General features: G+C 50.5%; 15 protein-coding genes. 4 read left to right on the forward strand and 11 right to left on the reverse strand.

Annotation, left to right across the window (positions count from 1 at the left end):
• The coding region (locus tag MV421_RS00005) for an RsmB/NOP family class I SAM-dependent RNA methyltransferase (RefSeq protein ID WP_297517649.1) at positions 1-992 on the reverse strand (992 nt) is incomplete at its 3' end.
• Positions 993-1,073: 81 nt separating this feature from the next.
• On the opposite strand from MV421_RS00005, the gene MV421_RS00010 reads away from it, so the two are divergent.
• The 3 genes from MV421_RS00010 to MV421_RS00020 are packed head-to-tail and all read left to right on the forward strand — an operon-like array spanning position 1,074 to position 5,297.
• The gene (locus MV421_RS00010) at positions 1,074-1,346 is read left to right on the forward strand and encodes a hypothetical protein (RefSeq protein ID WP_297416843.1); all 273 of its coding nucleotides are present in this window, start codon (positions 1,074-1,076) and stop codon (positions 1,344-1,346) included.
• A complete protein-coding gene (locus MV421_RS00015) occupies positions 1,330-1,806 on the forward strand; it encodes a DUF3368 domain-containing protein (protein WP_297416840.1) in 477 nt (158 codons plus the stop codon). The genes MV421_RS00010 and MV421_RS00015 overlap by 17 nt, the downstream gene beginning before the upstream one ends.
• Positions 1,803-5,297 (forward strand): DNA polymerase domain-containing protein, encoded by a 3,495-nt coding sequence (locus MV421_RS00020; RefSeq protein WP_297517652.1) that lies wholly within the window; start codon positions 1,803-1,805, stop codon positions 5,295-5,297. Before MV421_RS00015 ends, MV421_RS00020 begins: the two co-directional genes overlap by 4 nt.
• 196 nt (positions 5,298-5,493) lie before the next feature.
• On the opposite strand, the gene MV421_RS00025 is transcribed toward MV421_RS00020, so the two are convergent.
• From MV421_RS00025 to MV421_RS00050, 6 genes are all read right to left on the reverse strand, one after another.
• Positions 5,494-5,697, reverse strand: coding sequence for a hypothetical protein (locus tag MV421_RS00025; protein ID WP_297416835.1), 204 nt, complete (start codon positions 5,695-5,697; stop codon positions 5,494-5,496).
• A gap of 530 nt (positions 5,698-6,227) precedes the next feature.
• Positions 6,228-6,938 (reverse strand): HAD family hydrolase, encoded by a 711-nt coding sequence (locus MV421_RS00030; protein WP_297416833.1) that lies wholly within the window; start codon positions 6,936-6,938, stop codon positions 6,228-6,230.
• A complete protein-coding gene (locus MV421_RS00035) occupies positions 6,935-7,960 on the reverse strand; it encodes a DUF3226 domain-containing protein (protein WP_297416831.1) in 1,026 nt (341 codons plus the stop codon). Before MV421_RS00035 ends, MV421_RS00030 begins: the two co-directional genes overlap by 4 nt.
• Before the next feature lie 13 nt (positions 7,961-7,973).
• The gene (locus tag MV421_RS00040; protein ID WP_297517655.1) at positions 7,974-9,428 is read right to left on the reverse strand and encodes a transposase; all 1,455 of its coding nucleotides are present in this window, start codon (positions 9,426-9,428) and stop codon (positions 7,974-7,976) included.
• Entirely contained in the window at positions 9,425-9,589 is a 165-nt protein-coding gene (locus MV421_RS00045) for a hypothetical protein (protein WP_297420682.1), read from the reverse strand. Before MV421_RS00045 ends, MV421_RS00040 begins: the two co-directional genes overlap by 4 nt.
• A gap of 73 nt (positions 9,590-9,662) precedes the next feature.
• Positions 9,663-9,911 carry a hypothetical protein gene (locus MV421_RS00050; RefSeq protein ID WP_297420663.1) on the reverse strand — a complete coding sequence of 83 codons (249 nt, stop codon included), beginning with the start codon at positions 9,909-9,911 and terminating at the stop codon, positions 9,663-9,665.
• A gap of 64 nt (positions 9,912-9,975) precedes the next feature.
• Here MV421_RS00050 and MV421_RS00055 point away from each other — a divergent pair, with 64 nt between their 5' ends.
• Positions 9,976-11,445, forward strand: coding sequence for an S-layer protein (locus MV421_RS00055; RefSeq protein ID WP_297420661.1), 1,470 nt, complete (start codon positions 9,976-9,978; stop codon positions 11,443-11,445).
• Positions 11,446-11,546: 101 nt separating this feature from the next.
• On the opposite strand, the gene MV421_RS00060 is transcribed toward MV421_RS00055, so the two are convergent.
• The 4 genes from MV421_RS00060 to MV421_RS00075 all read right to left on the reverse strand — a co-directional run bounded on the left by MV421_RS00060 (position 11,547) and on the right by MV421_RS00075 (position 13,761).
• Positions 11,547-12,155, reverse strand: a complete 609-nt coding sequence (locus MV421_RS00060) for a methyl-accepting chemotaxis protein (protein WP_297503781.1) — start codon at positions 12,153-12,155, stop codon at positions 11,547-11,549.
• Positions 12,156-12,163: 8 nt separating this feature from the next.
• The gene (locus MV421_RS00065) at positions 12,164-12,367 is read right to left on the reverse strand and encodes a hypothetical protein (protein ID WP_297503778.1); all 204 of its coding nucleotides are present in this window, start codon (positions 12,365-12,367) and stop codon (positions 12,164-12,166) included.
• A 165-nt stretch (positions 12,368-12,532) separates the two neighbouring features.
• The gene (locus MV421_RS00070) at positions 12,533-13,660 is read right to left on the reverse strand and encodes a cache domain-containing protein (RefSeq protein WP_297420657.1); all 1,128 of its coding nucleotides are present in this window, start codon (positions 13,658-13,660) and stop codon (positions 12,533-12,535) included.
• Positions 13,621-13,761 carry a hypothetical protein gene (locus MV421_RS00075; RefSeq protein ID WP_297420655.1) on the reverse strand — a complete coding sequence of 47 codons (141 nt, stop codon included), beginning with the start codon at positions 13,759-13,761 and terminating at the stop codon, positions 13,621-13,623. Before MV421_RS00075 ends, MV421_RS00070 begins: the two co-directional genes overlap by 40 nt.
• Between the last annotated feature and the right edge of the window lie 7 nt (positions 13,762-13,768).

Below are 13,768 nucleotides of genomic sequence, written 5' to 3' on the forward strand. Positions count from 1 at the left end.
TCAAAACCTGTATTGTCCCTGAAGCTCTGGCCGTCAGCGTGGACGAGTCTGACATTTTTAATTCCTAAAATCTTTATCTTTTCTCTCATTCTCATCAACCGGTCGTAGGAATAATCCACCGCTACAATCTCTCCCTTATTCTCCATCAGCGCCGCCACGTGGAAGGTCTTTGAACCTGGGGCTGCCGCTAGATCAAGGATCCTGTCTCCAGGTTCGGGGCTTAGGACGTGGGCGACGTAGGCTGAAGCCAGATCCTGGATTACGAACTTCCCTTCCCTGTACCACTCGAACCTCGTGACCGGTGTTTTGTATTTAAGAACTTTCAGGACATCAGGAACAGGAGTTAAGGCAGTCCTAACGCCCTTTTCTTCAAGGTAGTCTCTCAGCGAGTCCACGTCCGTCTTCAGGGTATTAGCTCTAACGTAGTATCTCTGCGGCCTGTTGTTGCTGAGGAACAGACGAACGGCTTCGTCATAGCCCAAAAGGTCGATGATGTACTCAACGTACCAGCGTGGATGGGAGAATTTAACTGAGAGCCACTCTGCTCTGTCTTTTTCCTTCAGCTTCTTTAGCGCCTTTTCGATGTCGAACTTCTCTATCGAGTGCATCAATGCGTTGACGAACTTAGCCCCTGAGAAATCGAGGCGCTCCTTAACAACGCGGATTATCGAGTCAGTGGCAACGGCGGGCGGGACCTTTCGGAAGTGTATCTCAAATGTTCCTATCCTTAAGAGATTTGTCAGATAGGGGTCGAGGTCTTCAACCGTTGAGCCTTTAAGGGCTGAATTAATTATGAAATCGATTTTAGCCCGCCACTTCTCAATCTCAAAGACGTAGGCGTGGGCCAAACCCCTCGCCTTCTCACGATCTTTTCCGGTTGCCCTTTTGAAGACCCTCTCGAGGGCATGCTTCGATGACAGCTCGCGTTCCTCAACTAGGCTTAACGCGTCCGCCACCATCTCATGAAAGCCCACACGGTAAAACAGCTCCATGGGCAGGACTCCGATGGGAGCTTTAAAAATGTGGTGGTGAGGTTTATTAGGAAGAACGTTTAACCCAGAGACGGTGGTAGCATGGAGGAGGTTGATAGGTTAGTGTTCAATTTTCCCCTCTTCAAAGATTATCGGGAAAAGGAGCGGTTCCTCAAGGTCGTTGGACTCTTAGTGAGCCACCAGATAACGTTTGAGAAAGCTGCCGAGCTTCTGGACATGAGGCTAGAAGAGCTGGTGTTCCTCCTCGACAAGCTCGGGGTGGGATACTCACTTCTCGATGAGGAAGAGATAAAACTTGAGAGAGAAGAGGCCGATAAACTCATGGGGGAGCTGAAACGTGAGGACCGTCTTTAATTCGTCCCCACTTATAATCCTTGGAAAGCTTGGATACTTAACTAGTTCGATAGCACTTTTTGGAGAGGTTTACGCTCCTGAGGGAGTTCTGCTGGAGATCACCACGAAGGAGGATGAGGTAAGCGCCCTTCTGCGAGAACTTACGGAGAGGAACCTTATCTCAGTCATGGAAATTGAGAAAATCACCGAGTTGGAGTATCTGGGACTTCACAGGGGGGAACTGGGGGCAATAACCCTTGCAAAGTGCCTCGATGCTGTGGTCGTTCTCGATGACCTGAAAGCCAGGAAAGCCGCAAGACTTGAGGGCTTGAATGTTATAGGTACGCTGGGCATACTGAGGATTTTAAACGAAACCGGCATGCTCAAAGAATCCCCCCAAACGCTTTTGGAAATTTTAACCCATGTTGGTTTCCGGATTCGCCCCGAGCTGTTTTACAAGGTTATGGGTGAGAAAGAATGATTCTCGATACTGACTACATCACCGAAGACGGAAGGCCCGTCATCAGGGTGTTCAAGAAAGAGAACGGCGAGTTCAAGATAGACTACGACAGGAACTTTGAGCCGTACATCTATGCTCTCCTGAGGGACGATTCAGCGATTGAAGACATCAAAAAGATCACAGCCGAGAGGCACGGCACGACGGTGAGAGTAGTTAGGGCCGAGAAGGTGAAAAAGAAGTTCCTCGGCAGGCCGATTGAGGTCTGGAAGCTCTACTTCACCCACCCCCAGGATGTTCCGGCGATAAGGGACAGAATAAGAAAACATCCCGCCATTGTAGACATCTACGAGTACGACATACCCTTCGCAAAAAGATACCTTATCGACAAGGGCTTAATCCCGATGGAGAGAGATGAAGAACTCAAGATGCTTGCCTTCGACATTGAGACACTCTATCACGAGGGTGAAGAGTTCGCCGAGGGACCGGTTCTCATGATAAGCTATGCCAGTGAGGAAGGGGTAAGAGTTATAACCTGGAAGAAAATCAACCTTCCCTACGTCGACGTCGTCTCCACCGAGAAGGAGATGATAAAGCGCTTCCTCAAGGTCGTCAAGGAGAAGGACCCGGATGTTCTCATAACTTACAACGGTGACAACTTCGACTTCGCCTACCTCAAAAAGCGCTGTGAAAAGCTCGGTGTAAACTTCACGCTCGGCAGGGACGGTAGCGAACCGAAGATACAGAGGATGGGTGACCGTTTTGCCGTCGAGGTAAAGGGAAGGATTCACTTCGACCTCTACCCCGTCATAAGGCACACCGTCAACCTGCCCACTTACACGTTGGAGGCCGTCTACAAGGCCATCTTTGGGCAGCCAAAGGAGAAGGTCTATGCCGAAGAGATAGCGCAGGCCTGGGAAACGGGCGAGGGCTTAGAAAGGGTGGCACGCTACTCAATGGAGGATGCACAGGTTACCTACGAGCTGGGAAGGGAGTTCTTTCCAATGGAGGCCCAGCTCTCGCGCCTCGTCGGGCAGAGCTTCTGGGACGTCTCGCGTTCCAGCACGGGCAACCTCGTTGAGTGGTTTCTCCTGAGGAAGGCCTACGAGAGGAACGAGCTGGCACCAAACAAGCCTTCCAACCGGGAACTTGAGAGGCGCAGGGGTGGCTACACCGGTGGCTATGTCAAGGAGCCTGAGAAAGGACTGTGGGAGAATATAGCTTACCTCGATTACAAAGCTCTTTACCCCTCGATCATCATCACCCACAACGTCTCGCCTGACACTCTCAACCGCGAGGGTTGTAAAGAGTACGACGAGGCTCCGCAGGTTGGTCACAGGTTCTGCAAGGACTTCCCCGGCTTCATCCCGAGCCTCCTCGGCGACCTCTTGGAGGAGAGGCAGAAGATAAAGAAGCGTATGAAGGCCACGATAGATCCGCTGGAGAAGAAGCTCCTCGATTACAGGCAACGGGCCATTAAGATCTTGGCCAATTCATTCTACGGCTACTATGCCTATGCAAAGGCCCGCTGGTACTGCAAGGAATGCGCCGAGAGCGTTACCGCGTGGGGTAGGGGATACATTGAAATGACCATGAGAGAAATAGAGGAGAAGTTCGGGTTTAGAGTGCTCTACGCAGATAGCGTCACCGGGGATACGGAGATTATCATCAGAAGACGGGGCAGAATTGAGTTCGTTCCAATTAAGAACCTCTTTGAGTGCGTTGATTACAGGGTTGATGAGAAAGAGTACTGTGTTCTTAATGGGGTTGAGGCGCTAACACTGGACAACAGGGGTAGGCTAGTGTGGGAAAGAGTTCCATACGTCATGAGGCATAAAACAGACAAGAGAATTTACAGAATATGGTTCACCAACTCTTGGTATCTAGATGTTACAGAAGACCATTCTCTGATAGGCTACCTGAACACAAGCAAGGTCAAACCCGGAAAGCCCTTAAAAGAGCACTTCGTCGAGGTCAGGCCTGAAGAACTGGGGGATATAGTTAAGTCACTCATTACACCCAATCGGCCAATTGCTCGCCCCATCAAGGCCAACCCAATTGCCGTCAGGCTCTGGGAGCTTATTGGCCTGCTAGTTGGAGATGGTAGCTGGGGAGGGACTTCACATTGGGCCAAATACTACGTTGGCCTCTCCTGTGGGCTGGATAAGTCTGAGATAGAGAGGAAAGCTCTAAAGCCTCTAAAGGAGGCAGGCATTATCTCTAACTACTACGACAAAAACAAGAAGGGCGATGTTTCCATATTCTCCAAGTGGCTCGCGGGATTCATGATCAAATACTTCAAAGATGAAAACGGGGGCAAAACCATTCCCAGCTTCATGTTAAACCTTCCGAGGGAATACATAGAGGCCTTTCTACGGGGATTGTTCTCAGCGGACGGAACAGTGAGTTTACGTAGGGAAATCCCCGAAATTAGACTGACAAGCGTTAACAGAGAGCTTAGTGATGCCGTGAGGAAGTTGCTGTGGCTGGTTGGGGTCTCCAACTCACTATTCACCGAAACCAAGCCAAACCGGTATCTGGAGAAAGGAAATGGAACGCATTCAACTCACGTGAGGATAAAGAACAGGCATCGCTTTGCCGAGAGGGTAGGCTTCCTCATAGACAGAAAATTCACCAAACTCTTGGAGAATCTAGGGGGGCATACAACCAAGAAGAGGACTTACAAATATGATTTCGATCTGGTATATCCCAAGAAAATCGAAGAGATAGCCCACGACGGCTACGTCTACGATATAGAGGTTGAGGGAACCCACAGATTCTTTGCCAATGGAATACTCGTTCACAACACCGATGGATTTTTCGCGACTATACCCGGGGCAGACGCCGAAACCGTCAAAAAGAAGGCTAAAGAGTTCCTAGATTACATCAACCCTAGACTGCCCGGTCTTCTGGAGCTCGAGTACGAGGGCTTTTACAGGCGCGGTTTCTTCGTGACGAAGAAGAAGTACGCCGTAATCGACGAGGAGGGCAAGATAACGACACGCGGGCTTGAAATCGTCAGGAGGGACTGGAGCGAGATAGCGAAGGAGACGCAGGCAAGAGTCCTCGAAGCCATATTGAGACACGGTGACGTTGAAGAGGCCGTTAGGATCGTCAAAGAGGTGACGGAGAAGCTGAGCAAGTACGAGGTTCCGCCCGAAAAGCTCGTCATCCACGAGCAGATCACGAGGGATCTAAGGGACTACAAAGCAACCGGACCACACGTGGCCATAGCGAAGCGCCTCGCTGCCAAGGGGGTTAAAATCCGGCCCGGAACGGTCATCAGCTACATCGTGCTGAAAGGCTCCGGAAGGATAGGAGACAAGGCGATACCCTTCGACGAGTTCGACCCCACGAAGCACCGCTACGATGCAGACTATTACATCGAGAACCAGGTTCTGCCAGCGGTTGAGAGGATTCTAAAGGCCTTCAGTTACAGGAAGGAGGACCTACGCTACCAGAAGATGCGGCAGGTTGGACTGGGGGTGTGGCTGAAGCCGAAGGGAGAGAGATGAAATTTACGTCTTTAGATGAATCCAGTACTGATATTTCCCTTTTCTTTTGATTCTGAGTTTTCCTTGAACGCAATACTCTCTAGAGGGCATCTTCCAAATTTGGGGTTGCAATGAGGTTGTGTGGCCACACCTATAGTGTGGGGGGGTTATGCAACTTTATCCTACCAGTACCAGCAGTAAATGAGCAAGATTTTTTTTATTCCAGAGATTGAATGAACTTTTTGTACTCTTCGATAGCCACGTCTAACTGTTCATCTCCGAATATAAATTTATGTATCCCAATAGCCCAGTTAAGGGTAGCTCTTCTAGCGTTATCGATTCCTTTGTGAGGATACTTGGTTCTGTATGAGGTATAGTAATTCTTGATTCTAAGTTTAGATATCCTCTTCATATCACTCATGGCTTCACCTCCCGTGAGTGACAGGATAAAACTGAGTTGCTAGTCTGCTCTGAATAGTACGTAGTTGATGATACTCATAAATTTAATGTTGCTACATGCGATGTAAGTTAGTTAGGTAACGAGACTTATGTTAGACCTTGGACTGTCCAACCCGTATCCTGTAAGTGTGCTCCTCTCCGTGGATCTTTTTGTAAGGGTAAGAAAAGGGGATTCTCCGAGAGAGTGATGATTATTTCTTTCAGTTTCCTTCTATGAGCATCCTGGAGGTTTCTAACCTGCTTGGCGGCCTTCTTTGTGAAGATGACTTCGTACATCAGTCTTCACCGAAGAGTTCTTCGAACTTCACGAAGTTGCCCTCCTAACCTCTTCCCTCATCCCTCTGAGCTCCTCGCGCTCCCTTTTTGTCAGGCTCTCATATCCGAGAAAGTTATCCACCTTTGAGTTAAGCGCTATGAGCAACTTTTCTATTCTCTCCAGCCTCTCAATGACTCGCTCAAACCCCTCGCCGTCTCATATTTCGGTGCTTTAGCTTAAATATCATTCCCATCAATTAGCTCCAGCACCTTTAAAATCCCCTCAACCCTTGGCACCTCAAAGCCCCTCTCGTGGATTCGCCGCACTCCCTCAGCTTCCGGATTTATCCAGACTGCCCACATTCCGGCCTTTAAAGCACCCTCAAAGTCCTCCGCGTAGGTGTCGCCGATGTGTACTGCCTCCTCTGGATTTATCCCAAATGTCTTGAGTGGCTTCTCGAACATCTCGGGCATTGGCTTGTAGGTCTTCACCTCATCGGCGAAGAAGGTCCTGTCAATGTAATCCATCAGACCAAAGCGCTCGAGAAGGAGCCTTGTGTAAGAGCCTGGCCAGAACATCACGTTGCCCGTAACGGTGACCTTCAGGTCTCTCCTCTTGACGCCTTCCAGGGCATCCTTCGCCCCCGGCAGGACTATCCTGTCCCCAATCCCGAGGGTGGCCCTTGCCGCCGCCCTCTTGACGAGTTCAACATCGATTCCAAGGACTTCCGCCAAAAGCTCCTGGCTCTCTTCGAGTGTTCTCTCCGGATTCCCGGCCGCTCTGGCGCGCATGGCCTTTATCCTCTCCCGAGCGAGGGTAACTCCCCTATCCGTTTTAGTCTCGTTCATTCCAGTTATCTCCGCAAGGCCCCTCGAGAGGGTGGAGAGCATGACGTTAATGTTGAGGAGGGTGTTCCAGACGTCAAAGGAGACCAGCTTTACCCTCATCTCTCCCACCCTGCAAGGTGTTGTAGCGGTTCCATCAGCCCGGCTTCCCTCAGGACGGCCTTCAGGTTCCTGAAGCGGGAGCGCATAACGAACAGTTCGTAGAAACCCTCGAGGTTGCCCCAGTGGCCATAGGCTGATAAAGCCAGGTACATAACCTCCTTCGGCTTGAGCTTCCTTCCGAGGCTCCCGTTGAGGGCCTTTAAGCCGGGTTTTATCTTCTCGAGGAGGCCTTCCCTTGCTATTAGGTGGAGCATCAGGTCTTCGACGGTTGGCTTCTTCCACTCTATCGCCTCGTCCTCGAAGGGCAGGCCGATTATGAGGGGAATTACTTCAGTCTCACCAATACGGTAGCCGAATTGAGTTTCCTCTCTCTCAAAGCCTGAGAGCTTCCCTGTTATGGACGCGAGGGCTGCGTCCCTGTCCTCGTCGATGTCTATGGCTGTGCCTATCATGTCCACTTTAAAGTCAAAGACATCCATCGCCCGGAGGAAGTTCCCGAGATTCCTGATGACGCCGGAGTTGCCCTCACTCGGGATAACCGCGAGGTAGTGGTTGTCGTGCTCCCTCATTAAGAGGTCAAAGTTGTCGCGCTCGAAAACGCGCTCTATGAACCTCGGGCCCCTCGGAGCATCCCTGCTCTCCTTGAACTCGAAGAGCTTCTTGGAGACCGCCTTGAAGAACTTGGCGTCGGTTTTGCCTTCAACGAACAGGACGCTCGTTTTAGCGTTCTCACCCGAGAATCCGCCCCTTACATCGAAGTCGAGGTACTTTCTCATCTCATAGCTCTCTTTGAGCGTGACGGAGTTTCCAGTGTTTGAGTAAATCAGAACGTTGTTCTCGTCCTTCTTAAAGCGACTCGCTATCAAGTCAATCAGCTCAAGGCTTGCTGTTACAACTGTCTCATCCCCGTTGAGAGAGTCAGCGAGTTCTAACAGCCCGTCCCGGTTCTTTTGGTACTCCGGAAAGAGAACTGAATTCTCATCGGCAAATTTTTCCCATCTGCTTCCCGTTACAACCCGCATTTACCCCACCATATTAATTGTTATCGCCCCAGCGACCGCGAACGTGCTCACAAGCACGTCTCGTTGAGGTAGTGAACTTGCAACTGAGTCTACCTGTTTTAAGGATATACTGGTCCGCGGATATTGTCTGACCTCCTCCCCGCCGTGAACGGCGAGGGTTCCAACGAATTAACCCCTCACCAATGACAGGGAGGTTTGAGGGGGCCTCATCAAAACCCACTAAAAAGCGGGTCTTCGACCCCTCTGGCTCGGCCTTGAGCCAATTACCCCTCCTCTGAGCGTAAAGACCGCCCAAGTTCGGGGTTATGGTTTTAACAACCTTCTTTAAGATATTAAACGCTCCAACTAAGTCCGCGTTAAAGATAAGCCCCGTTGCGGGACACTTAAATAATCCACGAACAAACCTCGCCCCATAATGAGGCTTCCCGCAAACGGGACAAACCTTAGACGTGAAAGCCTCATCAACAACCACGACACTAATACCATACTCCTCAGCAACTTCTTTAAGACGTTTGATAACGTAATTAAACCGCCAGACGTGGGAGAGGAGGAAATTCTGCTTTTTGCCCTTATCGGAGTTCCTGCTAATGCCCTTTGGATAACCAACGACAATCCTCGAAACTCCAAGGTGATAAAGCCTCTCGAGCGTCTGTCTTACCGCCGTGTTAATGTAGTGTTTGGCTTGGAGTTTGGCCTTCTCGTGCAGTTTTCTGAGTTTTCTGCTCGTTTTAACTCCAGACTTGTTGAGTTTGGACTGATAATCGGCAATAATTCTCCTAAAGTAGAAGTCTATGGCTTTCAAGGGTCTTCCGTTCACGAGGAAGCTTTCACCGTTCTCGACGTAAACGGCCATTAGGTTGTTTACTCCAAGGTCTATTCCCGTTGAAAGGTCGCCCAAGGATTGTCTTGGAACGCTCACCCACTCGCCGTTGATTAGCTTCTCCTTCACCGTGAAGCTAACGTGAGCGAACCATTTTCGCTTAACGGGGTCGTAAGTTATTTCTAATCTTCCTTGCTTCCCCTTCAAGTGTATTCTGCCTTTAAACTGGATTTCCAAGCGCTTGAATTTTCCGAGGCCTTTTAGGATTAGTTTGTTCCCTTCAATCTTGTATTGGTCGTTCCTAAGGACGATTAAACCTCCTTTCTTGATGTAGTTTGGTGGTTTTGGTTTGAACCATTCCAGCAGTTCTCCGTTCCTCTTGCTCCTTAAGAGTGAGAAGAAGCTCCGCCAAGCTTCAGCATTCTTCCTACAAATTTGCTGGACTGTTGCGGAACCGATTTCCTTCTTAAACTCTTCGTAAACTATCTTTTCGGTTTTGTTGAAGTCCACGATTTGTTCTTTGAAGAATCCTTGTCGTCTTAGGTAGTTCACCCGGTTCCAGATTTTGGCTCCAACGTCGGCTAACTCGAAGAGGATTTTCTCTTGGGCTTTCGAGGGTTGGAGTTTGAGGGTTACTGTTCTCTTCATTGTTCCTCGCTTTCGACTTTTTTAATCCAGAGTTTCATTGCTTCGGTTATGGCTACTCCTAAGGCTCCTCTGATTTTCCCATACTTCTTTTCCACGAGTTTTCTGAATTTCCTCTCGACTTCATCGTCAATGGAGATAGTGATGACTCCCATATTCTCCACCAACATTTAATAGTATGGCTTAGTATTTAAGCTTTTTGTTGAGTGCTTTCTCGCTTGATAGCTCTTGGGTGGTTTACTTCATCCCCGCCCTAAAGGGCGAGGCTTTCAGAAGAGAAAAGTAAGTTATCACCGCTACTGTCGCTGCCCCCACAACCTCCTGTCCTATGTCGTCCCAGCCGAGGGCATCGAGCTTTTTCCTCTTTTGTTTCAGTTTTTCAAGCCTGCTGTGTATCTCTCCCAAGGTTTTCATCCTGACCCCCATCCTTTCTCCGCGCTCAGGTTCGGGGTTCATCATCCCTTCAGTATTGGATTCACTCATCATCGCATTCCATGCTTCCCGGGAAAAGTTATAAAGGTTGAGTCCGAGCTTACTCTGGTGAAAAGAGATGAAGAGGGCTTTAACGCGCCTCATTGTGGCGTTAGTGGCGTTTTCAATGGTCATCATCCCCGCTTCTGCATCCACTCCCATTAACTCCTCCAACACGGTGATAGTTCTTCCCACGACCAAAGTTGCCAATGGCATCCCCCTCCACATCGGCGATGACGCGATAAGTGGCTCCCGCCTCGGCGCGTTCTTAGTTCTCCAGGGGATAAGGAACGGCACCTACAACGTTACCGTCTCCGTCCCAGTGGAGTACCACAGCGTTCCAATAGTGGATGCGAACCAGTTTTACACCCTCAACCGCATTGACATGCCCGACGTCGGGATAAACGTGAGTGATGAACCCTTGGGAAAGGCCGTCGTCGTGGCGGTCAACTTCTCAAGGGTAGGTTTCAACGAGAGTTCTGGGGCTTCTTATTTCCTTGACAGAAGCGTGGAGGTAATCTTCAACGAGAACACCACACCTATGATCCCAAAGGGAAACTATAAGGCGGTGTTCTCGACGTTTGACGGTAAGGGCACGCTCTACGTCTACTCCGTGAACAACGTAAGTGACGAGACAAAGTCCATAGGTGAGAGTCTGAACGCAGACGGCTGGACCCTTAGGTTCCTTGATATGAACATGAACTCTTCCAAGCTGCTCGTGGAGGTTGACTACCCTGATGGGGCGAGGAAGCCGAAGATAATGCTCGAGGGAGAGTACTACCTTATGTACACGGACTTTCAGGGACGGGGTGAGTTCCAGTCCTACGATTATTACCCTAGAAAAGAGATTAAGGAGCTTATGAGGGAAGGTACCCCGGCACTGTTCGTGTTCTCTCCAACGGAGTTCTTTGTGGGCATCAACAGTAATATGATGGTCGTTTACAACTACGCATCCTACAAAAAGGTTCGCGAATACCACGATGGAGACGTCTTCAAGGGGCAGTGGGTCTGGGACATCAACCCGACGAAGAACCTCACCACCCTCTACCTCCACGTAGACCCCTCGAAGGGCTTCAGAAGGGTCGAGGTTAAACCCGGTGGGAGGCTTGAGATACCTTTAAACTGGGGACTGAGCATTGTTCCACTCTTTGAGCGCGACTCTCAAGGGAAGGTCACGGGCGTTGAGGGTTACGTCTTTGTCAGGAGGGTTCTCGTGAAGAAAACGGTCCACTTTACGGCTCCGCTGGTCAACGTTACTAAAAATGTTAACTCCCTCATAATCAACGACACCTCCCTCAAGGCCCTGCCGAAGGACAAAAATGTTATCATAGTTGGTGGTTGGGTGAGCAACAAAGCTTGGAACCTCCTGACGAAGGTTTATGGAAACACAACGGTGGCCAAGATAAAGGTTGAGGTGCTCGAGAAAGGTTACGTCGTGGAATCTCTACCGAACCCCTACAACCCAGACTACCACGTGATAATCCTCGCGGGGAGGACGCATTCCCTGACGTGGAAGGCAGTTCAGGAGTTTATGGCGTCCTTTGGCTGAGCCGGTTCATCCCTGTTTCTTTTTGATAAAGTCTATCCTCTACGCCCTGTCGATGGCCGGTTTCTGGGGTTTCTTCAGGAGAGAGAAGAAGGTAAAAGGTATCAGAGTTTGAACCGCTCGACGCTTTCCTTGAGTTGCTTTGCAATTTCTCTCAGCTTCTCTGCTCCCTCATTCAGGGCATCAATCTCCTCCCTCTGCTCTTGCATTGCTGAGTTGACCTCTTCGGCGCTTGCGGTGGTCTCCTCTGCACTGGCGGCAAGCGTTTCGAGGGCTTGGAGGGTTCTCTCCACTTCCTCCCTTGTCTGTAGGGCCCGGTCTTTGACCTCTGAGACCCTCTGGCCAACGTTCTGTATCATCTCCGCTATGTAACCGAGGTAGCCTATACTCTCGTTCAGCGTCTCCGTTGAGCTTGCGACGTTCTGTACTCCCTTTCCCGTCTCCTGCACTGCGCGCTGAACCTTCTCGTCCATCTCGCTGATTATCTCGCTTATGTTCTCAGCGGCTTCCTTGCTCTCCTCCGCGAGCTTCCTTATCTCCTGGGCGACGACAGCGAACCCCCTTCCGGCCTCTCCAGCACGGGCAGCCTCAATGGCCGCGTTCAAAGCAAGGAGATTTGTCTGCTCTGCTATGGCACTTATCGTGCGCGTTATCTCTCCTATGCGCCGACTCATCTCACTTACGGCATTTACTGCCTCCTCAATAAAGCCCATGGAACGCTTTATGCTCTGTCTCCTTTCAGCCTGCCATCCTCGGCGGTCTTTATTACCTCTTCGATTGCCTTCTCAAACTCCTCCATCGTGCTCGTTGTTTTCCCCGTAACGTCGGAGACCATGCGCATTCCTTCCGTTATCTCGTTGATGCTTTCCTGCTGTCTCTGCGCCTCGGTGCTGACCTGTTCTATGGCCTCGCTCACTTGATTCATGGAGTTCCTCACGTTGGTCGCTATCTCGGCCAGCCCGTCCGCCTGCGTGTCCAGTTCCAGGCCTATGTCCTTGATGTTTCCGATTAGGGCTTTCAGGTTGCTTGACGTCCTCTGGAGGGCGGTTATAATTTCCTGTAGATCACCTTTGGCCCTGGCGTTTACCTCCTAGTCGAGCCTCCCCTTGGCCATGGCGTCGAGCTTTGCTATGACCCCGTTGAGCGTCCCAATGACGTCCTGTGAGATGGATTCAAAGGCTGTTATCAGCTTTCCTATCTCGTCATCCCGGTGGGGATAGTCTATTGAGCCTACGATCCGCTTTGCCTCCTGGAGGTTTCCGGAGCCGATAAGCTCTGCTGCCTTGGTGAGTTGTTCAACTGGCCTGAGGGCACCGCGCAGGTATCTGACGCTTAGGTAGATTAAGGCCGCCGCAAGGATTCCTATAATCCCGAAGCTGTAGGCAAGCTCTCTGGAGGCCTCTCTGCTGGACTCATTGAGGGCCTGCACCAGTCCCCCCAAAAGCCCCTCCTCGGGGGCGGTTGCCACCACAGTCCAGTCAGTTACCCTGCTTTTTGAAAACGCGAAGACCTGGGGCTTTCCATTGACGTCTGAGGTTACCACACCGCCCTCCGAGCCTCTCATAGCTTCTGCGAGTTTAGAATAAGAGGGATCTGTGAAGATGTTTAACCTGCCCACGAGGCTTAAGTCGGGGTGGATTATCACCGTTCCGTTGGGGCTTACCACGAAGAGGTATCCCGTTTTGCCTATCCTAGTTGACAGCATGCCATTAAATACGCTTGAGAAGTCCACGTCCACTCCCAGGGCGCCCTTAACATGTCCCTGGTACTCCACTGGAACAACGTAGGTTATTACCTTCTTCCCGGCTACAGTATTGATGTGAGGGGGCATCCAAAAGGCACCCTTTGAGACTGCCCTTCTATACCACTGGGACTTTGTCGCGTTGTAACTTGAGAAAAGCCCGGCTTTGGGATATGCAAAGACCCTCCCGAGGTTGTCTACATAGTATGTGGTCACTATGTTTGGATTGGAATCGTGGAGCTTCTTTAATTCTTTCATCATGGATTGATTAAAGAGTGGGCTCTTCAGGTACTCGGAGTAGATTTCTTCATTTAGGTAAAATCCTCCAATCGTATTTGCGTAGGTTTTTGCCAGTTGTTCTATTGGGGAAAGCTCGTTGTCCAGGGTGAGGGCATACTTTTCGCTCTCAAGCTGTGCGATCCTCTGTGCCTCCTCCCTCAGGTTTGGCGAGACCTGTTCCTGTATGTTGGCTCCCATGTCCCTATCGTCTTTACCTGAACGGCTGCGGTTATTAGGAGCAGGACTATGACCGTGCCAAGAAACGCCACGTAGAGCCTCTGACGGAACTTCACTGTCATCCCCCCA

Origin of the sequence: Thermococcus sp. (genome assembly GCF_027023865.1) — an archaeon.
GTDB lineage: Archaea > Methanobacteriota_B > Thermococci > Thermococcales > Thermococcaceae > Thermococcus.

Bases quoted from the DNA above. Each gene is read 5' to 3' on its own strand.
- MV421_RS00070 (WP_297420657.1), bottom strand. From the start codon at position 13,660: ATGGGAGCCAACATACAGGAACAGGTCTCGCCAAACCTGAGGGAGGAG.
- MV421_RS00010 (WP_297416843.1), top strand. From the start codon at position 1,074: ATGGAGGAGGTTGATAGGTTAGTGTTCAATTTTCCCCTCTTCAAAGAT.
- MV421_RS00065 (WP_297503778.1), bottom strand. From the start codon at position 12,367: ATGAATCAAGTGAGCGAGGCCATAGAACAGGTCAGCACCGAGGCGCAG.
- MV421_RS00030 (WP_297416833.1), bottom strand. From the start codon at position 6,938: ATGAGGGTAAAGCTGGTCTCCTTTGACGTCTGGAACACCCTCCTCAAC.
- MV421_RS00055 (WP_297420661.1), top strand. From the start codon at position 9,976: ATGAAGAGGGCTTTAACGCGCCTCATTGTGGCGTTAGTGGCGTTTTCA.
- MV421_RS00075 (WP_297420655.1), bottom strand. From the start codon at position 13,761: ATGACAGTGAAGTTCCGTCAGAGGCTCTACGTGGCGTTTCTTGGCACG.
- MV421_RS00050 (WP_297420663.1), bottom strand. From the start codon at position 9,911: ATGATGAGTGAATCCAATACTGAAGGGATGATGAACCCCGAACCTGAG.
- MV421_RS00040 (WP_297517655.1), bottom strand. From the start codon at position 9,428: ATGAAGAGAACAGTAACCCTCAAACTCCAACCCTCGAAAGCCCAAGAG.
- MV421_RS00060 (WP_297503781.1), bottom strand. From the start codon at position 12,155: ATGGGCTTTATTGAGGAGGCAGTAAATGCCGTAAGTGAGATGAGTCGG.
- MV421_RS00035 (WP_297416831.1), bottom strand. From the start codon at position 7,960: ATGCGGGTTGTAACGGGAAGCAGATGGGAAAAATTTGCCGATGAGAAT.
- MV421_RS00020 (WP_297517652.1), top strand. From the start codon at position 1,803: ATGATTCTCGATACTGACTACATCACCGAAGACGGAAGGCCCGTCATC.
- MV421_RS00025 (WP_297416835.1), bottom strand. From the start codon at position 5,697: ATGAGTGATATGAAGAGGATATCTAAACTTAGAATCAAGAATTACTAT.